The 15230-nt window shown below is 72.1% G+C and carries 17 protein-coding genes and 1 pseudogene; 9 read left to right on the top strand and 9 right to left on the bottom strand.

The annotated features are described in order from the left end of the window. Nucleotides 1-114: 114 nt before the first annotated feature. Together OVA32_RS02805 and OVA32_RS11685 are read right to left on the bottom strand one after the other, a co-directional pair. Nucleotides 115-468 (bottom strand): annotated as a pseudogene (locus tag OVA32_RS02805) (IS5 family transposase); the annotation flags it as partial. A 636-nt stretch (nt 469-1104) separates the two neighbouring features. Continuing rightward, on the bottom strand, nt 1105-1395 hold the full coding sequence (locus tag OVA32_RS11685) for a helix-turn-helix domain-containing protein (RefSeq protein ID WP_101967483.1): 291 nt from the start codon (nt 1393-1395) through the stop codon (nt 1105-1107). A 558-nt stretch (nt 1396-1953) separates the two neighbouring features. On the opposite strand from OVA32_RS11685, the gene OVA32_RS02800 reads away from it, so the two are divergent. Beyond that, entirely contained in the window at nt 1954-3024 is a 1071-nt protein-coding gene (locus tag OVA32_RS02800) for a GNAT family N-acetyltransferase (protein ID WP_041103375.1), read from the top strand. A gap of 24 nt (nt 3025-3048) precedes the next feature. Here OVA32_RS02800 and OVA32_RS02795 read toward each other — a convergent pair whose 3' ends face one another. Next, nucleotides 3049-3669 (bottom strand): LysR family transcriptional regulator, encoded by a 621-nt coding sequence (locus tag OVA32_RS02795; protein WP_041103377.1) that lies wholly within the window; start codon nt 3667-3669, stop codon nt 3049-3051. Nucleotides 3670-3740: 71 nt separating this feature from the next. Between OVA32_RS02795 and lysE the strand changes: the two genes are divergently transcribed. Continuing rightward, nucleotides 3741-4355, top strand: coding sequence for an L-lysine exporter (gene lysE / locus OVA32_RS02790; protein WP_041103379.1), 615 nt, complete (start codon nt 3741-3743; stop codon nt 4353-4355). A gap of 37 nt (nt 4356-4392) precedes the next feature. Here lysE and OVA32_RS02785 read toward each other — a convergent pair whose 3' ends face one another. From OVA32_RS02785 to OVA32_RS02760, 6 genes are all read right to left on the bottom strand, one after another. After that, nucleotides 4393-4905 (bottom strand): helix-turn-helix domain-containing protein, encoded by a 513-nt coding sequence (locus OVA32_RS02785; RefSeq protein WP_041103381.1) that lies wholly within the window; start codon nt 4903-4905, stop codon nt 4393-4395. 75 nt (nt 4906-4980) lie between these two features. Beyond that, nucleotides 4981-5322 carry a luciferase family protein gene (locus tag OVA32_RS02780; protein ID WP_041103383.1) on the bottom strand — a complete coding sequence of 114 codons (342 nt, stop codon included), beginning with the start codon at nt 5320-5322 and terminating at the stop codon, nt 4981-4983. Between the two features lie 196 nt (nt 5323-5518). After that, nucleotides 5519-6550 (bottom strand): methionine synthase, encoded by a 1032-nt coding sequence (locus OVA32_RS02775; protein ID WP_036314939.1) that lies wholly within the window; start codon nt 6548-6550, stop codon nt 5519-5521. Continuing rightward, entirely contained in the window at nt 6547-7593 is a 1047-nt protein-coding gene (locus tag OVA32_RS02770) for a DUF1852 domain-containing protein (RefSeq protein ID WP_052520042.1), read from the bottom strand. The genes OVA32_RS02775 and OVA32_RS02770 overlap by 4 nt, the downstream gene beginning before the upstream one ends. Continuing rightward, the gene (locus tag OVA32_RS02765) at nt 7590-8900 is read right to left on the bottom strand and encodes a cystathionine gamma-synthase (protein WP_041103384.1); all 1311 of its coding nucleotides are present in this window, start codon (nt 8898-8900) and stop codon (nt 7590-7592) included. The genes OVA32_RS02770 and OVA32_RS02765 overlap by 4 nt, the downstream gene beginning before the upstream one ends. A 1-nt stretch (nt 8901) precedes the next feature. After that, nucleotides 8902-10251, bottom strand: a complete 1350-nt coding sequence (locus OVA32_RS02760) for an O-acetylhomoserine aminocarboxypropyltransferase/cysteine synthase family protein (protein ID WP_020626562.1) — start codon at nt 10249-10251, stop codon at nt 8902-8904. A gap of 294 nt (nt 10252-10545) precedes the next feature. Here OVA32_RS02760 and OVA32_RS02755 point away from each other — a divergent pair, with 294 nt between their 5' ends. From OVA32_RS02755 to OVA32_RS02725, 7 genes are all read left to right on the top strand, one after another. Continuing rightward, the gene (locus tag OVA32_RS02755) at nt 10546-11274 is read left to right on the top strand and encodes a class I SAM-dependent methyltransferase (RefSeq protein WP_041103385.1); all 729 of its coding nucleotides are present in this window, start codon (nt 10546-10548) and stop codon (nt 11272-11274) included. Then, nucleotides 11271-12596, top strand: coding sequence for an MFS transporter (locus OVA32_RS02750; RefSeq protein ID WP_230594459.1), 1326 nt, complete (start codon nt 11271-11273; stop codon nt 12594-12596). Before OVA32_RS02755 ends, OVA32_RS02750 begins: the two co-directional genes overlap by 4 nt. A gap of 45 nt (nt 12597-12641) precedes the next feature. Beyond that, nucleotides 12642-13055: a VOC family protein gene (locus OVA32_RS02745; RefSeq protein WP_036381449.1), complete on the top strand. Its 414-nt coding sequence runs from the start codon at nt 12642-12644 to the stop codon at nt 13053-13055. Nucleotides 13056-13133: 78 nt separating this feature from the next. Then, on the top strand, nt 13134-13646 hold the full coding sequence (locus OVA32_RS02740; RefSeq protein WP_036381349.1) for a GNAT family N-acetyltransferase: 513 nt from the start codon (nt 13134-13136) through the stop codon (nt 13644-13646). 560 nt (nt 13647-14206) lie between these two features. Further along, on the top strand, nt 14207-14530 hold the full coding sequence (locus tag OVA32_RS02735; RefSeq protein WP_036381347.1) for a hypothetical protein: 324 nt from the start codon (nt 14207-14209) through the stop codon (nt 14528-14530). Next, a complete protein-coding gene (locus tag OVA32_RS02730; protein ID WP_036381344.1) occupies nt 14509-14805 on the top strand; it encodes a DUF7010 family protein in 297 nt (98 codons plus the stop codon). Before OVA32_RS02735 ends, OVA32_RS02730 begins: the two co-directional genes overlap by 22 nt. A gap of 10 nt (nt 14806-14815) precedes the next feature. Next, a complete protein-coding gene (locus tag OVA32_RS02725) occupies nt 14816-15229 on the top strand; it encodes a DUF805 domain-containing protein (RefSeq protein WP_036381342.1) in 414 nt (137 codons plus the stop codon). Nucleotide 15230 lies beyond the last annotated feature (1 nt).

Below are 15230 nucleotides of genomic sequence, written 5' to 3'. Positions count from 1 at the left end.
CCAGCACCACCACCCAAACGGGCAAACCAGCTGGCCACCAGTGGGCAGTTCTGATGGCCACCAGCGGGAAGAAACACTGGCCGCCTATGGGCAGAACTCAATGGCCCTTGACACCCCTGTGAGGCGGGTGATGTTCGTCGCGTGCTGATGCGCGCGGGCGATCGTGGAGTCCACCGAGACCGACCAATCGATCAGGCCTTCGGCGTCCGCGGCGGCGGTCAGCCTCGCCAGCACCGCATCCCAGGTGCCCTCTTCAGCTAAGCGCCGGTGCCAGGTCCACACGGTCTGCCAAGGCCCGTAGACCTCGGGCAGATCCCTCCATGCAATCCCGCACCGATATCGGTAGATGATCGCCTCCACCATCGTGCGGGCGTCCGAGAACGGCCTGCCGGCCCTGCCGGTCCGGGTCGGGAGCATCGGGGCGATCAACTCCCATTGGGCATCGGAGAGCATCTGGAAGCGGGACATGCCTTCCAGGGTGTCAGCTGGCCCCCTGGATCCATTCTCAGACACGCCCTAGGGGGCCGGTAACCTGATGGGCATGCTATGGCTATCAGCTGGGCAGGTTACGCGGGTGGAGCTGGTCGAATCCGGGGGACCCGACCCCATGGCCCTGGCCGCCCTTATCGTGGCCGCCCTGTCTACGGTTATCACGATTGTCTCGGCCTTAACGACGATCAAGTTTCGGCGCGACGATGTTGCGCGAGTGAATGTCCAACTGACTAGCCCTTTTGCGAGGGGCGCCGGCGATAACATCCTGGTCCGCAATTTAGGTAGGCGCGATGACTGTGTGTTACATGCAGTTCATGTTGAAGTCCAGAGACATCGGTTCGCCAGACCAGACGCGTTCCCATGGACCTACTACCACCGTCAGATGGAGCTATACGGACCGCCCATGCTGGAACCGTACCCCCTCCCGAAAGTTCTAAAGCCGGGTGAGGAAATAATTTTTCCCCGTTCAATCAGTCGGGAGGGCGCGACAGAGCAGGAATTCATAGCGGCAGGCGGACCTCCGCGTCGCATTAGGGCAGTCGTTGAGCATGGCCATGGAAATGCGGTGAGTAAATGGTATGATTACGTGCCTCCCTCGCCAGACAGGTGGTATTAAGGGGAGACGGTCAAACCGCTAAACAAAACCGCAGCAGTCTCAATGCGGAGCGGCCGGTACATTGTGGAAGCGGAGACGCCAGCCTCGTCCGCAATCTCACGCGCGCTCATGTCCCCGCCGGCGTGAAGCCGCTTCGCAAGGGCCACCTTCTTCCCGTCGTAGTTGCGCGGGCGGCCGTACTTTCGTCCGCCGGCCGAGGCGCGGCATCTGCGGTGGCCCTGCTGGTCGGCCGGCGGCCGGCCCTGCCGGTCCGGGCTGGGAGCATCGGGGCGGCCAGCTGCTCCCACTAGGCGTCGGAGAGCATCCGGAACCGGGACATGCCTTCCAAGGTGTCAGCGGGCCCCTGGATCCATTCTCAGACACGCGCTAGATGACCTCCTCCAGTCCATTCGACTTCCGGCAGCAGGACGGATCATGTGGATCCATCCGGCGGAATCGGTCGTTTGTGGCGAGGGGTCCCGCCATGCGTCGTGTGCGCCACCTCCGGCCCTGTCCGCCCGCCACATGACTCGCCACAATCAACCCGCCAGAGCGGCAGCCGCCCGTACGTTTCTGGCGAGCCTCGGGGCGCGCGGGGGCGCCCACCTGGACACCCAGTTTTCACGCCGATCGGATCCCGCCCGATATGCGAAGAGTTCCCCGCGCGTCAGGTGAAATCTGGGTCGCATCTCTCCGGCAAAAGCCCTTGCCCACCGATCCGCGTCGTGACACAGTTCACCCCATGATGCAGCAGCAGTGACCCCGGGGGTCCGACGACCCACCACCGGCCTCCCCACGCGCCCGTCTCGAGCACGGCTCGACGGGTGCCTCTGCGCCCACCCCTTTCTGCAGAAAGCAGTCACCGCATGCCTGACATCATCGAATTCCCCCTGCCCGCCTCGTCGGACGACCCCCACTGGCGGGCCTACTGCCAGCTCGGAGACGAGTACAACCACGAGCTGATCGGCACGACCGAGTGGGACGAGACCCCCACGGACGCGCTCATCCAGGCCGCCGCCGAGACCGACCACACGCAGCGCCGCTACCTGGCGTACGTCGACGGCGAGGCGGTCGGCTACGCCCGCGTCCTGATCAACCACGTCGACGACCCTGACGCGGCCGCCCTCAACGTCTACGTCCACCCGCGGCACCGCGGACGGGGCCACGGCCGCGCACTGGCCGAGCGGCTCGTCCAGGACACCGCCGGCCTCACCCGTTTCGAGACCTGGCCGCTGACGCCGCGACCGGTGGCCGGGCAACGGACGCTCACCCCGCCCAACGGCGCCGGCGTGGTGCCCGCCGAGCATCCGGGTGTGCGTCTCGCCCAGTCCTACGGCTTCGCGCTCGTCCAGATCGAGCGGGTGAGCCGGTATGACTTCGCCGATCCGGGGATCGACCCCGCCGTCGCCCTGGCCGAGGCCGAACGCGTCTCGTCGGACTACGTGCTCCACGCCTGGGAGGGCGCGGCCGACGCGTCCCTGCAGGACGACCTCGCCGTCCTCAAGGCCCGCATGGCCACGGACGTGCCGTCCGGGGAACGCACCGTGGTGGAGCAGGTCTGGGATGCGGCCCGCGTGCGTCGCATGGACGAGCAGATCCTCACGACCGGGCGGCTCTTCCGTGCGGTGGCGCGGCACCGTGCCACCGGTCGGATCGTCGCCCTGAGCGAGCTGGTGGCGCCCCGCTCGCGCCCGGACGGGCTGATCGACCAGTGGGACACCATCGTGCTGCCCGAGCACCGCGGCCGCCGCCTCGGCATGCGCGTGAAGGCGGCGAACCTCATCGCCGTGCGCGACGCGCTGCCCGAGGCCCGCGCGATCATCACGTGGAACGCCGAGGAGAACCGGCACATGCTCGACGTCAACGAGGCACTGGGCTTCCGGCCGGTGCTGGTCGAGGCCTCCATGGAGGCGCCGGCACCGCTGCGACGTCGCTGACGGCCCGCGCCCCTTGGTGCCGCCTCACCCCCGCTCGAGCGTCCGCTGGGCCGCCTCCCGCACCGCCCGCGTGAGCCGCACCAGGCGCGTCACGGGCAGTGTGGCCGCCTGCCAGTACAGGGGCACGAGGACGTCGTCGAGCCCGGGCACGCGGACCAGCCGGCCGGCGCGCACGTCCTCGACGGCCTGGGCGTCCACGAGCATCCCCCACCCCAGGCCGGCCCGGACGGACCGGTGGAACCCGTCGAACGACGGCGCCAGGTGCGTGGGCGGGGCGACGTCCAGCCCGGCGCCGCTCAGCGCGAGGCGCTGCAGGTCGTCCTTCGCGTTGTAGCGCATCATGGGCATCGCGCCGAGGTCGACGACGTCGCCCGCCGCGTGCCGGGCGAGCAGGGCGGGCGAGGCGAGCGGGACGTAGCGCATGCTCCCCAGCGGCTCCGCCGCGCACCCCTGCACCGGCTGCGGCTCCGTGGTGACGGCGGCCAGCACCTCGCCGCGCCGGAGCAGCACCTGGCCCACCTCCCGCTCCAGGGCGCGGATGCGCTGGCTGACCGCCGAGGCGCTGACGCCGAGCTCGTACGCGGCCGCCTCGAACGAGCCCTCGTCCGCGATCGCACGCAGCGCCTGCAGCTGATCAAGGTTCATGAAGCAGAGCTGAGGCACCTGCAGTTCTCTTCGTTTGGCTCAGGCCCGGCCGGGCCCTAGCGTCCTCACCCATGTGGACCCTCGCCGGCACCGGCCTGCTCACCGGACTCGCCCTCATCGTCGCCATCGGCGCCCAGAACGCCTTCGTGCTCCGCCAGGGCGTGCGCCGGGAGCATGTGGGCGCCGTCGTGCTGGTGTGCATGGCCTCGAACGCCGTGCTGATCCTGGCCGGGACCGCCGGGGTGGGTGCGCTCGTGCAGGCCGTGCCGTGGCTGCTCGAGGTGCTGCGCTGGGGCGGCGCCCTGTACCTGCTCTGGTTCGCGGTCTCCTCCCTGCGTGCCGCCCTGCGCCCGCAGGGGCTCGTCGCCGAGCAGGCGCCGCGCACCGCGGGTTCGGTCATCGCCACCACGCTCGCGCTGACCTGGCTCAACCCGCACGTCTACCTGGACACCGTGGTGCTGCTGGGCAGCCTCGCCAACCAGCACGGTCCCGACGCGCGGTGGGTCTTCGCCGCCGGCGCCGTCGCCGCCTCGGTGCTGTGGTTCACCGGGCTGGGCTACGGTGCGCGCCTGTTGGCCCGGGTGCTCGCCGACCCGAAGGCGTGGCGCGTGGTGGACGTGGTGATCGCGGTGGTCATGGCGGTGCTCGCGGTCCGGCTCATCGCCGGTTCCGGCGTGTGGGGGTGAGCAGGCAGACGCCCGAGCGCGCCTCCGGCACGAGCCACTACCCGCGCTCACCCCGGAGGCCGGCGCGAGCCTGACGCAACGCCTCGCGGTAGGACTCCGCCTTCTGGTCGTAGAGCCCCGCAGACGAGGCCTCCCCGACGAGGTCGCTCAGCGAGGCGCGCCGCTCCCCACGCTTTCGCCGCTGATAGGACACGACGTCTTGGAGCCGGATGCGTCGGTGCCGACCACCGGTCGTCCTCTCGTACGGCAACGCGCCCTCCTCGAGCAGCCTCACCAGCGTGGGACGACTGATGCCGAGGAAGTTCGCCGCCTCCTGCGTAGTGAGCAGCTGGTCGACGGGCGCCACCGTGATCGCCTTGCCCACCCGCATCGCCTCGACGACGTCCCGCAGGACGTTGAAAGCCTCTGGCGGCAGGGGAACCTTCTGCCCATCAGGGCCGACCAGGGCGGCCGGCTGCGTCAGGCCGTCGAGGAACCTGCCGACGTCGAGCATCTCCTCGAGATCCGTCGGCGGCAGCACCGTGTGCTTGTCATTCACCGTCGCAGTCATGGAGCAAGACTACCCGCGAAAACGAAAAATTCGCAGTCCCCTCCCGCCTCCACTTCCCCGCTCCGGGGCGCTGCGTCAGCCCCGCGCGTAGTCGAGCGACTCCTCGATGATCCCGACGACGACGGCCAGCTCTGCCTCGTCCCGCGGGCCGTAGAGCATCCACTCCGTGCCGAAGTCTGCGTAGCCATGCGGTTCGAGCCATCCGAGCTCGGCCAGACGGGCGCCGCGCTCGGGTGCCAGGACGAGGTGCACTGACGTGTCGTCCACCCCATGCAGGTGCACCGGCTCCCAGCGCCGGCCTGGTGAGAGGTTGACCTCCGGGGTGCGCTCCTCCGGCCGGCCTGTCAGGTGGAGGGCGCGCGACGTTGCTGGCGAGACGGTGCTGTGGCCCTCCTCGACGCCGTCGAGGGCGAACACCGCAGCGACCAGACGGCCCCACAGCTCCGGCGATGATCGCTGATCAAGCTGTCGGTGGGGCCCCTCGGTCGACGTCGCGGGACGACTGCCCGGCCGGGGATCGTCAGCGGTGAGCCGGACACGGGGGCTCGCATCAGGATCCATGCAGACGATCCTGACGGGGCCCCGCCGGCCAGGCAAGGCCATCAGGCCCCCCTCACTCCCCGCCCAGCTCCTCCCGGAGGATCCGCGCGCCGGCCACGAGCGCGGCGGTCTTGTCCCGCGCCACGGAGCGAGCCAGCGGCGCCATGCCGCAGTTGGTGCTCGCGATCAGCTTGTCCGCGTCCACGAACTCGAGGGTCTCCCGGAGGGTCGCCGCGACCTCCTCGGGCGTCTCGATCTCGTCGCTCGCCACGTCGATCGCGCCGACCATCACCTTCTTGCCGCGCAGCAGGCCGATGAGCTCCGCCGGCACCCGGGAGTGGTGCCGCTCCAGGGCGATCGTGTCGATCGTGGACTCGCGCAGCAGCGGGAACGACGTCTCGTACTGGCGCCACTCCTCCCCGAGCGTGGCCTTCCAGTCGTTGTTCGCCTTGATCCCGTAGCCGTAACAGATGTGCACGGCCGTCTCACACGTCAGGCCCTCGGCCGCACGCTCGAGCGTCGCCACGCCCCAGTCGCGGACGTCGTCGAAGAACACGTTGAACGCGGGCTCGTCGAACTGCACGACGTCGACGCCCACCGCCGCCAGCTCCCGCGCCTCCTCGTTGAGGATGCGCGCGAACTCCCACGCGAGCTTCTCGCGGCTGCCGTAGTGGCGGTCGGCGAGGGTGTCGATCATGGTCATCGGCCCGGGCAGGGTCCACTTGATGGGCCGGTCCGTCCGCGCGCGCAGGGCCTTCGCGTCGTCCACGAACACCGGCGCCGGCCGGCCCACCTCCCCGACGACGGTCGGCACGCTCGCGTCGTACCGGTCGCGGATCCGCACCGTCTCGCGCCGGTCGAAGTCCACACCGCCGAGGTGCTCGATGAACGTGGTGACGAAGTGCTGGCGGGTCTGCTCGCCGTCGCAGACGATGTCGATGCCCGCACGCTCCTGATCGGCCACGGCGAGGGCGAGCGCGTCGAGCTTGCCCTCGCGCAGCTGCTCCCCCTCGAGCTTCCAGGGCGACCAGAGCGTCTCCTCCTCGGCGAGCCAGCCGGGCTTCGGCAGGCTGCCGACGAGGGCGGTGGGGATCAGGGTGGTCATCGGGTCTCCTCGGTGTCTCGTGCGGCGTGGGCGGCGGCCCAGCGTTCCAGCAGGTCGCGGTGCGGGCCCACGAAGTGCTCCTGCGTGTACTCCCCCTGCTCCCGGCCGAGGCGGGCCCGCTCCTCGCGGTCGTAGGCGATCCGGGTCTGCGAGAAGTCGCCGTGGTCCAGGCGCGGCCGGTAGACCTCGCCGGCCCCGGCGTTCGCGTTGTAGATCTCCGGCCGGTAGATCCGCTGGAAGGTCTCCATGGTGGCGATCAGCCCGGCCAGGGAGAGGTTCGCGTGGTCGTTGAGCAGGTCGCCCCGCGAGTAGAACGCCAGCGGCGCCACGGCCCCGCGCGGCAGGAAGCACCGGATCCCCAGGCCCATCCGGCCGAAGTAGCGGTCCGTGCGGGAGGGCTCGTCCTGGCGGTACTCGACCCCGAGCACCGGGTGCTCGTTCGTCAGCCGCCGGTAGGTGCGGCTCGTCGACACGCTGATGCAGATCACGGGCGGCTGCGGGAACCGCTCCCGGTACGCCTGCGAGTCGAGCAGGTGCTGGAACAGCCGCCCGTGCAGGTCGCCGAAGCCGTCGGGCTCCTCGGTCCCCGGCGACGTCGCCGCGTGCGCGGGCAGCACCACGGAGAAGTCGTGGTCGCGGACGTAGGAGGAGAAGTTGTTCCCCACACTGCGGCCGAGCACAGCGCCCGTCGCACGCTCGACCACCCGCACGTCGAGCATCTCCATGAGCGGGAAGTCGACATCCGCGCCGTCGTCGGCGGTGAAGTGCACGTCGATCGAGACGATCTCGATCCGTGCCGTGTAGCGGTCCCGCTCCGGGTTGTCCCAGGGGGCGAGGTCGTTGAGGCGCCCGTCGATCATGGCCAGGGCGGCGCGCAGGTTCTCCCGCCGGTCCGCACCGCGGGCGAGGTTCGCGAAGTTCGTGGTGGCGCGCGTGCTGGCGGCGGGCGTGTAGTCCTCGTCGAACGGCGTGGTGTGGATGCTGAACGTCAGGTCGTCCACGCGGGTGGGCGCGGTGCTCGGGACAAGGGTGGCGTGGCTCATCGGGTCCTCTCCGGGGTGCGGGCGTGGGTGGTGCGGTGGTGGGCGGGGGCGGGACGGGGCACCGCGGACGACGACGGCGCCCCGCGGCCGGCGGCGACGCGTGCGGCGCACTCGAGGCCGGCCTCGAGGTCCGCCTGCAGGTCGGCCACGTCCTCGATGCCGACGGAGAGCCGGACCAGGTCCGTGGGGACGGCCAGGGGCGTGCCCCGCACGGAGGCGTGGGTCATCTCGGAGGAGTAGCAGAGCAGCGATTCGACCCCGCCGAGGCTGACCGAGAGCGCGAACAGCTCGGTGGCCTCGGCGAACGCGCGGGCCGCGGCCTCTCCCCCAGCCAACCGGATGGAGACGATCCCGCCGAAGCCGTCCATCTGCCGCGCGGCGAGTGCATGGCCCGGGTGGTCGGGCAGCCCGGGGTAGAAGACCTGGGCGACCTCGGGGCGGCCCTGCAGCCAGCCCGCGAGCGCGGCGGCGTTGGCGCCGTGCCGGTCCATGCGCAGGCCGAGCGTCTTGAGGCCGCGGGCGGCGAGGTAGGAGTCCTGCGGGCCGGCGACCGCACCGGCGGCGAACTGCTGGTAGGCCACCGCCTCGGCCAGCGCCCGGCCGCGGAACTCGCGGTCGGCCACCACCACGGCGCCGCCGAGCACGTCCGAGTGCCCGCCGATGTACTTGGTGGTGGAGTGCACCACGACGTCCGCGCCGAGGTCGAGGGGCCGCTGGAGGTAGGGCGAGGCGAACGTGTTGTCCACGACCAGCAGCGCGCCGGCGTCGTGGGCGATCTGCGCCCAGGCGGCCAGGTCCGCGATGCCGAGCAGCGGGTTGGACGGCGTCTCCACCCACAGCAGCGCGGTGCGGCCGGGACGGACGGCCGCGGCGACCGCCGTCGGGTCGGTGATGTCCACGGGGGTGTTGGACACGCCCCACGGCTCGAGGACGGTGGTGATGAGGCGGTGGGTGCCGCCGTAGCCGTCGCCGCCCAGCACGATGTGGTCGCCGGGGCGCAGCACGGCCCGCAGGAGGGCGTCCTCGGCGGCGAGCCCGGAGGCGAACGCGAACGCCCGGTCGCCGTGCTCGAGGGCGGCGAGCTGGGTCTCGAAGCCGTTCCGGGTCGGGTTGGAGCCCCGGCTGTACTCATGCCCGGCGCGCAGCACGTTGATGCCGTCCTGCACGAAGGTGCTGGTCTGGTAGATCGGCGGCACCACGGCGCCGGTCAGCGGGTCGGGCTCCTGGCCGGCGTGCACGGCGGTGGTGGTGAAGCCGCGGACGGCGGGGCGGGACACGGAGCGGGTGGTGTGGTGGACGGCGGTCATCTCAGCGCACCTCCTGGGTGACGGCGGCGGTCTCGGGGACGGCGGGCGTGGCGGCGGGGACGGCCGGCCCGGCGGCGGACACCGCGGCCAGGGCACGGTCCAGGTCCGCGATCAGGTCGTCGGGACACTCCAGCCCGATGGAGAGCCGGACGGTGGTCTCGGCGATCCCGGCGGCCTCGCGCTGCTGCCGCGTCAGGCGGCAGTGCGTCATGGTCGCCGGGTGGGAGACGAGGGACCGGGCGTCACCGACGTTGACCACCAGCTGGAACAGCTCGAGCGCGTCGAGGAACGGGGCCACGGCCTCGGGGCCGCAGGCCAGGTCGAAGGAGAACACCGAGCCGACGCCGTCCGGGAAGTCGCGGGCGGCCAGCGCCGCGCTGGGATGCCCGGCCACACCGGGGTGGTGCACCCGCGCGACCGCGGGGTGCCCGGCCAGGTGTTGGGCCACGGCCAGCGCGGTGGCGGTGTGGCGGGCCACGCGCAGGTCGAGCGTCTCGAGCCCCTGGATGAACTGCGCCGCGCTCGCGGGGGCGAGGGTGGGGCCGAGGTCGTGCAGGAACTTGCTGCGGGCCAGCGTCAGGTAGGCGCCACGGCCGTGCCGCTCGACCAGCGTCTGCCCGCCGTAGCGGGCCTTGGGCCGGGCCAGCTGCGGCCACCGGTCCGGCGCCGCGCCGTAGTCGAACGTGCCGCCGTCCACGATCGCGCCGCCGAGCACCGCGCCGTGTCCGCCGAGGAACTTGGTGGCCGAGTGCACGACGACGTCGGCGCCGTGCTCCAGCGGCCGGTAGAGGGCCGGCGTCGCGAGGGTGCTGTCCACCACCACCGGCACACCGGCCGCGTGGGCGAGGTCCGCGAGCGCGGGCAGGTCCGGGAGGGTGGCGAGCGGGTTGGTGATGGCCTCGAGGAAGAACGCGCGCGTGTCGGGCCGGACCGCGGCGGCCCACGCGGGCGGGTCCGCCGGGTCCGCGAAGGTGACCTCGATGCCGAAGTCCGCGAACGTGTCCGTCAGCAGGTCGACGGTGCCCCCGTAGAGCTGGCTGGAGGCGACCAGGTGCTTGTCGCCCTGCAGCAGCGCCAGCAGGGACAGCGCGACGGCGGCCTGGCCGGTGGCCGTGGCGATCGCGCCGATGCCGCCCTCCAGTGCGGCGAGGCGGTTCTCGAACACCGCGACGGTCGGGTTGCCCGTGCGGCTGTAGGTGAAGCCGGGGGTCTCGAGCCGGAACATCGATGCCGCCGTGGCGTGGTCCGGGAAACGGAACGCCGTGGTCTGGTGGATGGGCGGGACGACCGGCCGGTGGGGTGCGGCGGGCTCGTAGCCGGCGTGGACTTGCTGTGTGGCGTGACGGGGCATCTGCTCTCCTCCATCGGTCCTGGCGGTAGCACCGGGCCTGCCGTTCCCGGGGGTCCGGGTCCGGCGGGCGGGTTGCTGCGGCGTCGTCGAGCCAGATCTCTCGGCCGCTCTGGATGGGTGGTGAGCCCATCCCACGCGGTGGGCCGCCGCGAGTCCAGCGGGCGGCCGGCTCGCGCGTCACATGAGCCGCCACCGCGCCATCCAGGACCGGCCGGAGCCTCTCCGGGGCGCGGCGGGCCGTGGCAGACCCGTGTGACGGACCGGCGTGGAGGGGGGTGTGTCAGACTCCCGGGCATGACGCAGAGCACACCGGGCGGACCGGCCACGGGCCTGCCCGACTTCCGTCCCTCGGGCAACCAGGGCGTGGACCCGGCGCTGTACGAGATAGAGAACGCGGCCATGGACCGTGAGGGCGCCCTCTGGGCGGCGCTGCAGGAGGCGGCGCCTTGGGCCGGGCGGACGCTGCTCGACCTCGGTGCGGGCACCGGCTTCTGGCTGCCCCGCTACGCCGACGCGGCCGAGACGATCGCCGTCGAGCCGGACGTGCGCCTGCTGGGGGCCGCCCGCGCCCGCCCCGGCGGGGCGCGCGTGCTGTACGGCTCGGCCGAGCAGATCCCGCTGCCGGAGGCGAGCGTCGACGTCGTGCATGCCCGGTTCGCGTACTTCTTCCCGCACCCGCGCTGGGACGTCCGACCCGGCCTGGACGAGGTCACCCGGGTGCTGCGGCCCGGCGGCGCGCTCGTGGTGATCGACAACGACACCGAGCGCGGCCAGTTCGCCGAGCTGCTGCGGGCGAGCACGAACGCGGCGGCGCAGGGCCAGGACACGTACGCGCGCGAGTGGTGGGCCGGCATCGGGGCCGAGACCCGTGAGGTCATGAGCTCGTGGACCTTCGACTCCCGCGCCGACCTCGAGGCCGTCCTGCGGCTGGAGTTCGAGCGAGGGGTCGCCGACGCGTGGCTCGCCGAGCACCCCGCAACGACGTCGCTGAGCTACGGCTACCTGCTCCACGTGTGGCGGTGAGCACGGACCCGCGTCGTCAGACGCCTGCCCCCCGCACCCCTGACGCTGAGACGCCCCCGCCGCCGGAAGGACGGGCGCGGTGGCTGGTCGCCTCCAACGCCCTCGACGCGGGTGGCCGGTCCGCCACGGACGTCGCCCTGGACGTCCTGGCGGTGCTCCTGCTCGGCGTGGGCGCCGACGGCATGGGCGTGCTGATGACGCTCTCCGGGTTGGGATTCCTCCTGCTCGGCGTGCCCATCGGCATCGTGGTGGACCGGCACCTCAGCCCGCAGCTGCTCGCGGCCACCGGCCTCGCCAAGGCGGCGGTGCTCGGCTCGCTCGTCGTGGCGTGGGCGCTCGACGCGCTCACGTTCGGCCACCTCGCCGCCGTCATGGCCCTGCTGGGCGTGCTCACGGTGCTGGCCGAGACCACCCAGACCGCGCTCGTGCCGCGCGTCGTGCCGGCCACCGCCGTCGCCCGCCTGACGGCGCGGCTCGAGTCCGCCGACGCCGCCCTCGTGTTGATCGTGCCCGCCGCGGCGGGCGTCCTCGTCGGGTCGCTGGGCGCAGGGCCCGTGCTCGGCATCGCGACGGCGTTCCTCTTCGCGGCGGCGATCGTCGCGCTCCGGGTGCGGTTGCGGCCCTCCGCCGCGGCGGACGTCCCGGACGACGACGGGGACCCCGGCGTCGCGGACGTCCTGTCCCGCTGGGCCCGGTTCGGGAAGGACGCCGCGGAGGGGTGGACGGTCCTGCGGCGCACCCCGGTCCTGTGGCTGCTGACGATGGGGTCGGTGGCCGCCAACGTGGGCATGGCCCTCTTCGCCCCGGTCGAGGCGGTCTGGATCCTGACCGACCTGCGGCTCGGGCCGGAGTTCCTGGGCATCCAGATCACCGCGGGCGCGGTCGGGGCACTGGCGGCCTCGTCCCTGGCGGGCCGGGCCATCGACCGCCTGGGCGAGCGCCGGTGCATCCTCCTCGGCTCGGTCGGCTGCGCCGTGGCCGTGGGGCTGCACCTGCTGGCCTACGCCGACCGTGCTCATGCCGGGCCGTGGCTGCTGGCCGGCGCCGCCCTCTGGGGGTTCATGGTCCTGCTCGGGAACATCACCCAGGCCGCCGTGACCGCCCGCGCCTGCCCCGAGGGCACGCTCGGGCGGGTCACCGCGATGCGGCGCACCCTCACCCGGGGCTCCGTGCCGCTGGCGACCCTCGCGGGAGGTGCGCTCGGGGCGACGCTCGGGGTCGGCTGGGCGCTCGCGGGGTGGCAGGTCCTGGCGGTGGTCTCGCTGGCCGCCGTCGTGCCGGCCGCGCGGTGGGTGGATGCGGGGCGCGACGACGTCGACTGAGGCCGAGACGCTGACGCGGACACCGAGGTTGCTTAATGTGTGGCCATGGTCACCCATCCTGCGCTCCAGCAGCCGGTGATCGACGCCGTCGACATCCGTTCCGTCGCGGAGTTCTACCGCGAGCTCCTCGGCCTCCACTACCGCGCGGGCGACGAGCTCGCGGACGGCCGCGAGCCGGACAGCGCGGACTGGCTCGTGCTGCTGGACGACGACGGCCGCCGCGTCCTGACATTCCAGCGCACCGACGAACTGAAGCCCAGCACGTGGCCGTCACCCGAGGTGCCGATGCAGCTGCACCTGGATTTCACCGTGCCGGACCGCGAGTCCCTCGACGCGGCCCACGACCACGCGCTGCACCTGGGCGGACGCCTCATCCTGGACCGCTCCGACGACGAGGACGAGCCCCTGTACGTGTTCGCGGACCCGGCCGGCCACCCCTTCTGCGTCTTCGTGGGGTGAGCGCGGCAGACCGCGGGGCGGTTTCACGCACATGTCGAAGACAAGAAGCCGGTTCAGTGCCGTCGGTAAGGTCGTCGGGTGATCCCGCAACCCACCGATCGACTCACGTTCCGGTGCATGACCGACGCTGACCTCGACGACATGTTCAGGCTCCTCGGAGACGCGGAGGTCATGCGCTACTACCCGCGAGCCAAGTCGCGCAATGAGGTGCGGCGGTGGATCAACTGGTCGAAGGACAACTACGCCACGCATGGGTTCGGCCTGTGGGTCATCGAACACTGGACCACCGGCGACTTCATCGGTGACTGCGGCCTGACCTGGCAGAACGTCGACGGCCAAGAGGTCCTCGAGGTCGGCTACCACGTCCTGCCCGAACACCAGGGACAGGGACTGGCAACCGAGGGGGCCTCTGCCTGCCTGCGATACGGGTTCGAGACCCTGGACGCAACGCTGGTCACCGCGATCATCAACCCCGACAACACGGCTTCCCGTCGCGTGGCCGAACGAATCGGCATGACCGTGTGGAAGAGCACGCGTGATCCCAGTGGGGCGCCGATCGTGGTCTACAGCAGCCACGGCCACGAGGCATGACGCACTGAACTGCCGCCATGGGTGCGTGCCCAGTGAGAAGACACGCCCTGGACCCAGCCGGCCAGGCGCTTCTGCGTCTTCGTGGTGGGGGCTGCGGTCATCTGCACGATACGGTGCCGTCCATGCATCCGGACCCGGCCGAGGCCATGCTGCGCGTCGCCCGGGCGCGCGCCGGCGGGGACCGCGTCGAGTGGCGGCGGGGCACCGCGGAGCTGATCGAGCCGGCGTCGGCGGACCTGGTGATCATGAGCGGGAACGTGGCGATGCACCTGATCGACCAGGACTGGCAGCAGGAGCCCACGGAACGGACGACGGCGGCCGGTCGCCCTACTCGAGTCCGAGGCCACGAGCACGCCGGACGCGGACGGCGTCGTCGTGCACCGATGGCGCACCGAGTACTCGGACGAGGGCGTGGACCGCGTCTGGAGCGACTGGCACGGCCGCCCATTCGACGCGGCGGAGCACCCGTTGATGATCATCGAGGCCTGTCCACAGGGGGCCTGACCCGTCCACCCGTCATGGCAGGATGACGCATGTCACACGTGATGCGAGGGGGAACCATGACGGACACGACCACGGCCCGCCCCATGCGGCCGGCCCACTTCGACGACGACCCGCCCGTCCGCGGGATCGGCCACCTCCGGCACCCGGTGGTGTCGGGCGGGCTGATCGGGGTGGTCGGCGGCGGCGCCTTCCTGTTCGGCGGGATCGCGGGGCTGCCGCCAGAGCACCAGGGCACGCTGCGGGGCGTCGCGGTCTCGCTCATCAGCTTCACCCTGGTGGTGGTGCTGCTGCGCCGGCGGATGCTGCCCACCGTGCCGACGCCCGCCCGCGGCGCGTCTACGGGATCGCCGTCGTCACAATGCTGGCGCTCCTCCCCGTGACCCGCCTGGTGGCTTTCGGACTCGACGCACCGACGGCCCAGATCGCCCTGGTGGCCGCCGTGGTGGGTGGCCACTTCCTCCCGTTCGCTCGGGCATTCCAGGCCCCGGTGTTCTGGTGGATCGGCGGGGCGATGGCCGTGCTGGGGCTCGCCGGTGCCGTACTCGCGGCTCTCGGCGATCCCGTGGCCGGGCCCGCGGGGGCGACCGCAGCGGGGGCTGCGATGCTCGTGATCGTCGCGGCACAGGGGCTGCTGGCGTCCCCGCGGCAGGACTGAGGGCCGGACCATGAACATGCTCCAGGCCATCCGCCGCTACTACGCCGGCTACGTGCAGTTCAGCGGGCGCGCCTCCCGCGCCGACTTCTGGCTCGCGGCGCTCTACCTATGGCTCCTGCAGGCCGTCGTTCACTTCGTGTCCACCGCCCTGGACGTGTTCGTCCTCGGCTCGCCGGACCTGTCCCTCCGCGACGCGGCCGTCCTCCTGGTGGGGATCACGCACGCGCTCCCCTCGCTCGCCCTGCTCGCCCGGCGCCTCCACGATGCGGGCTTCAGCCGCGCGTGGCTGTTCCTCGGGCTGGTACCGTTCGTCGGCCCGCTCACGCTGCTCGTGTTCGCGCTCCAGCCGTCCGCCCCGCGCCTCGGACACCCCGCCGATGCGTCGGACCCGGTTCCGGCGGGGGCCACGGCCGCGCGGCGCTGAC

Source organism: Micrococcus sp. SL257 (assembly GCF_026625585.1).
GTDB lineage: Bacteria > Actinomycetota > Actinomycetes > Actinomycetales > Micrococcaceae > Micrococcus > Micrococcus luteus.
This window is presented reverse-complemented; position numbering and strand designations above follow the sequence as displayed.

What these genes read in the sequence shown, in the direction of transcription:
- OVA32_RS02800 (WP_041103375.1), top strand. Translation starts at nt 1,954, where the DNA reads ATGCCTGACATCATCGAATTCCCCCTGCCCGCCTCGTCGGACGACCCC.
- OVA32_RS02795 (WP_041103377.1), bottom strand. Translation starts at nt 3,669, where the DNA reads ATGAACCTTGATCAGCTGCAGGCGCTGCGTGCGATCGCGGACGAGGGC.
- lysE (WP_041103379.1), top strand. Translation starts at nt 3,741, where the DNA reads ATGTGGACCCTCGCCGGCACCGGCCTGCTCACCGGACTCGCCCTCATC.
- OVA32_RS02785 (WP_041103381.1), bottom strand. Translation starts at nt 4,905, where the DNA reads ATGACTGCGACGGTGAATGACAAGCACACGGTGCTGCCGCCGACGGAT.
- OVA32_RS02775 (WP_036314939.1), bottom strand. Translation starts at nt 6,550, where the DNA reads ATGACCACCCTGATCCCCACCGCCCTCGTCGGCAGCCTGCCGAAGCCC.
- OVA32_RS02770 (WP_052520042.1), bottom strand. Translation starts at nt 7,593, where the DNA reads ATGAGCCACGCCACCCTTGTCCCGAGCACCGCGCCCACCCGCGTGGAC.
- OVA32_RS02765 (WP_041103384.1), bottom strand. Translation starts at nt 8,900, where the DNA reads ATGACCGCCGTCCACCACACCACCCGCTCCGTGTCCCGCCCCGCCGTC.
- OVA32_RS02760 (WP_020626562.1), bottom strand. Translation starts at nt 10,251, where the DNA reads ATGCCCCGTCACGCCACACAGCAAGTCCACGCCGGCTACGAGCCCGCC.
- OVA32_RS02755 (WP_041103385.1), top strand. Translation starts at nt 10,546, where the DNA reads ATGACGCAGAGCACACCGGGCGGACCGGCCACGGGCCTGCCCGACTTC.
- OVA32_RS02745 (WP_036381449.1), top strand. Translation starts at nt 12,642, where the DNA reads ATGGTCACCCATCCTGCGCTCCAGCAGCCGGTGATCGACGCCGTCGAC.
- OVA32_RS02735 (WP_036381347.1), top strand. Translation starts at nt 14,207, where the DNA reads ATGACGGACACGACCACGGCCCGCCCCATGCGGCCGGCCCACTTCGAC.
- OVA32_RS02730 (WP_036381344.1), top strand. Translation starts at nt 14,509, where the DNA reads ATGCTGGCGCTCCTCCCCGTGACCCGCCTGGTGGCTTTCGGACTCGAC.
- OVA32_RS02725 (WP_036381342.1), top strand. Translation starts at nt 14,816, where the DNA reads ATGAACATGCTCCAGGCCATCCGCCGCTACTACGCCGGCTACGTGCAG.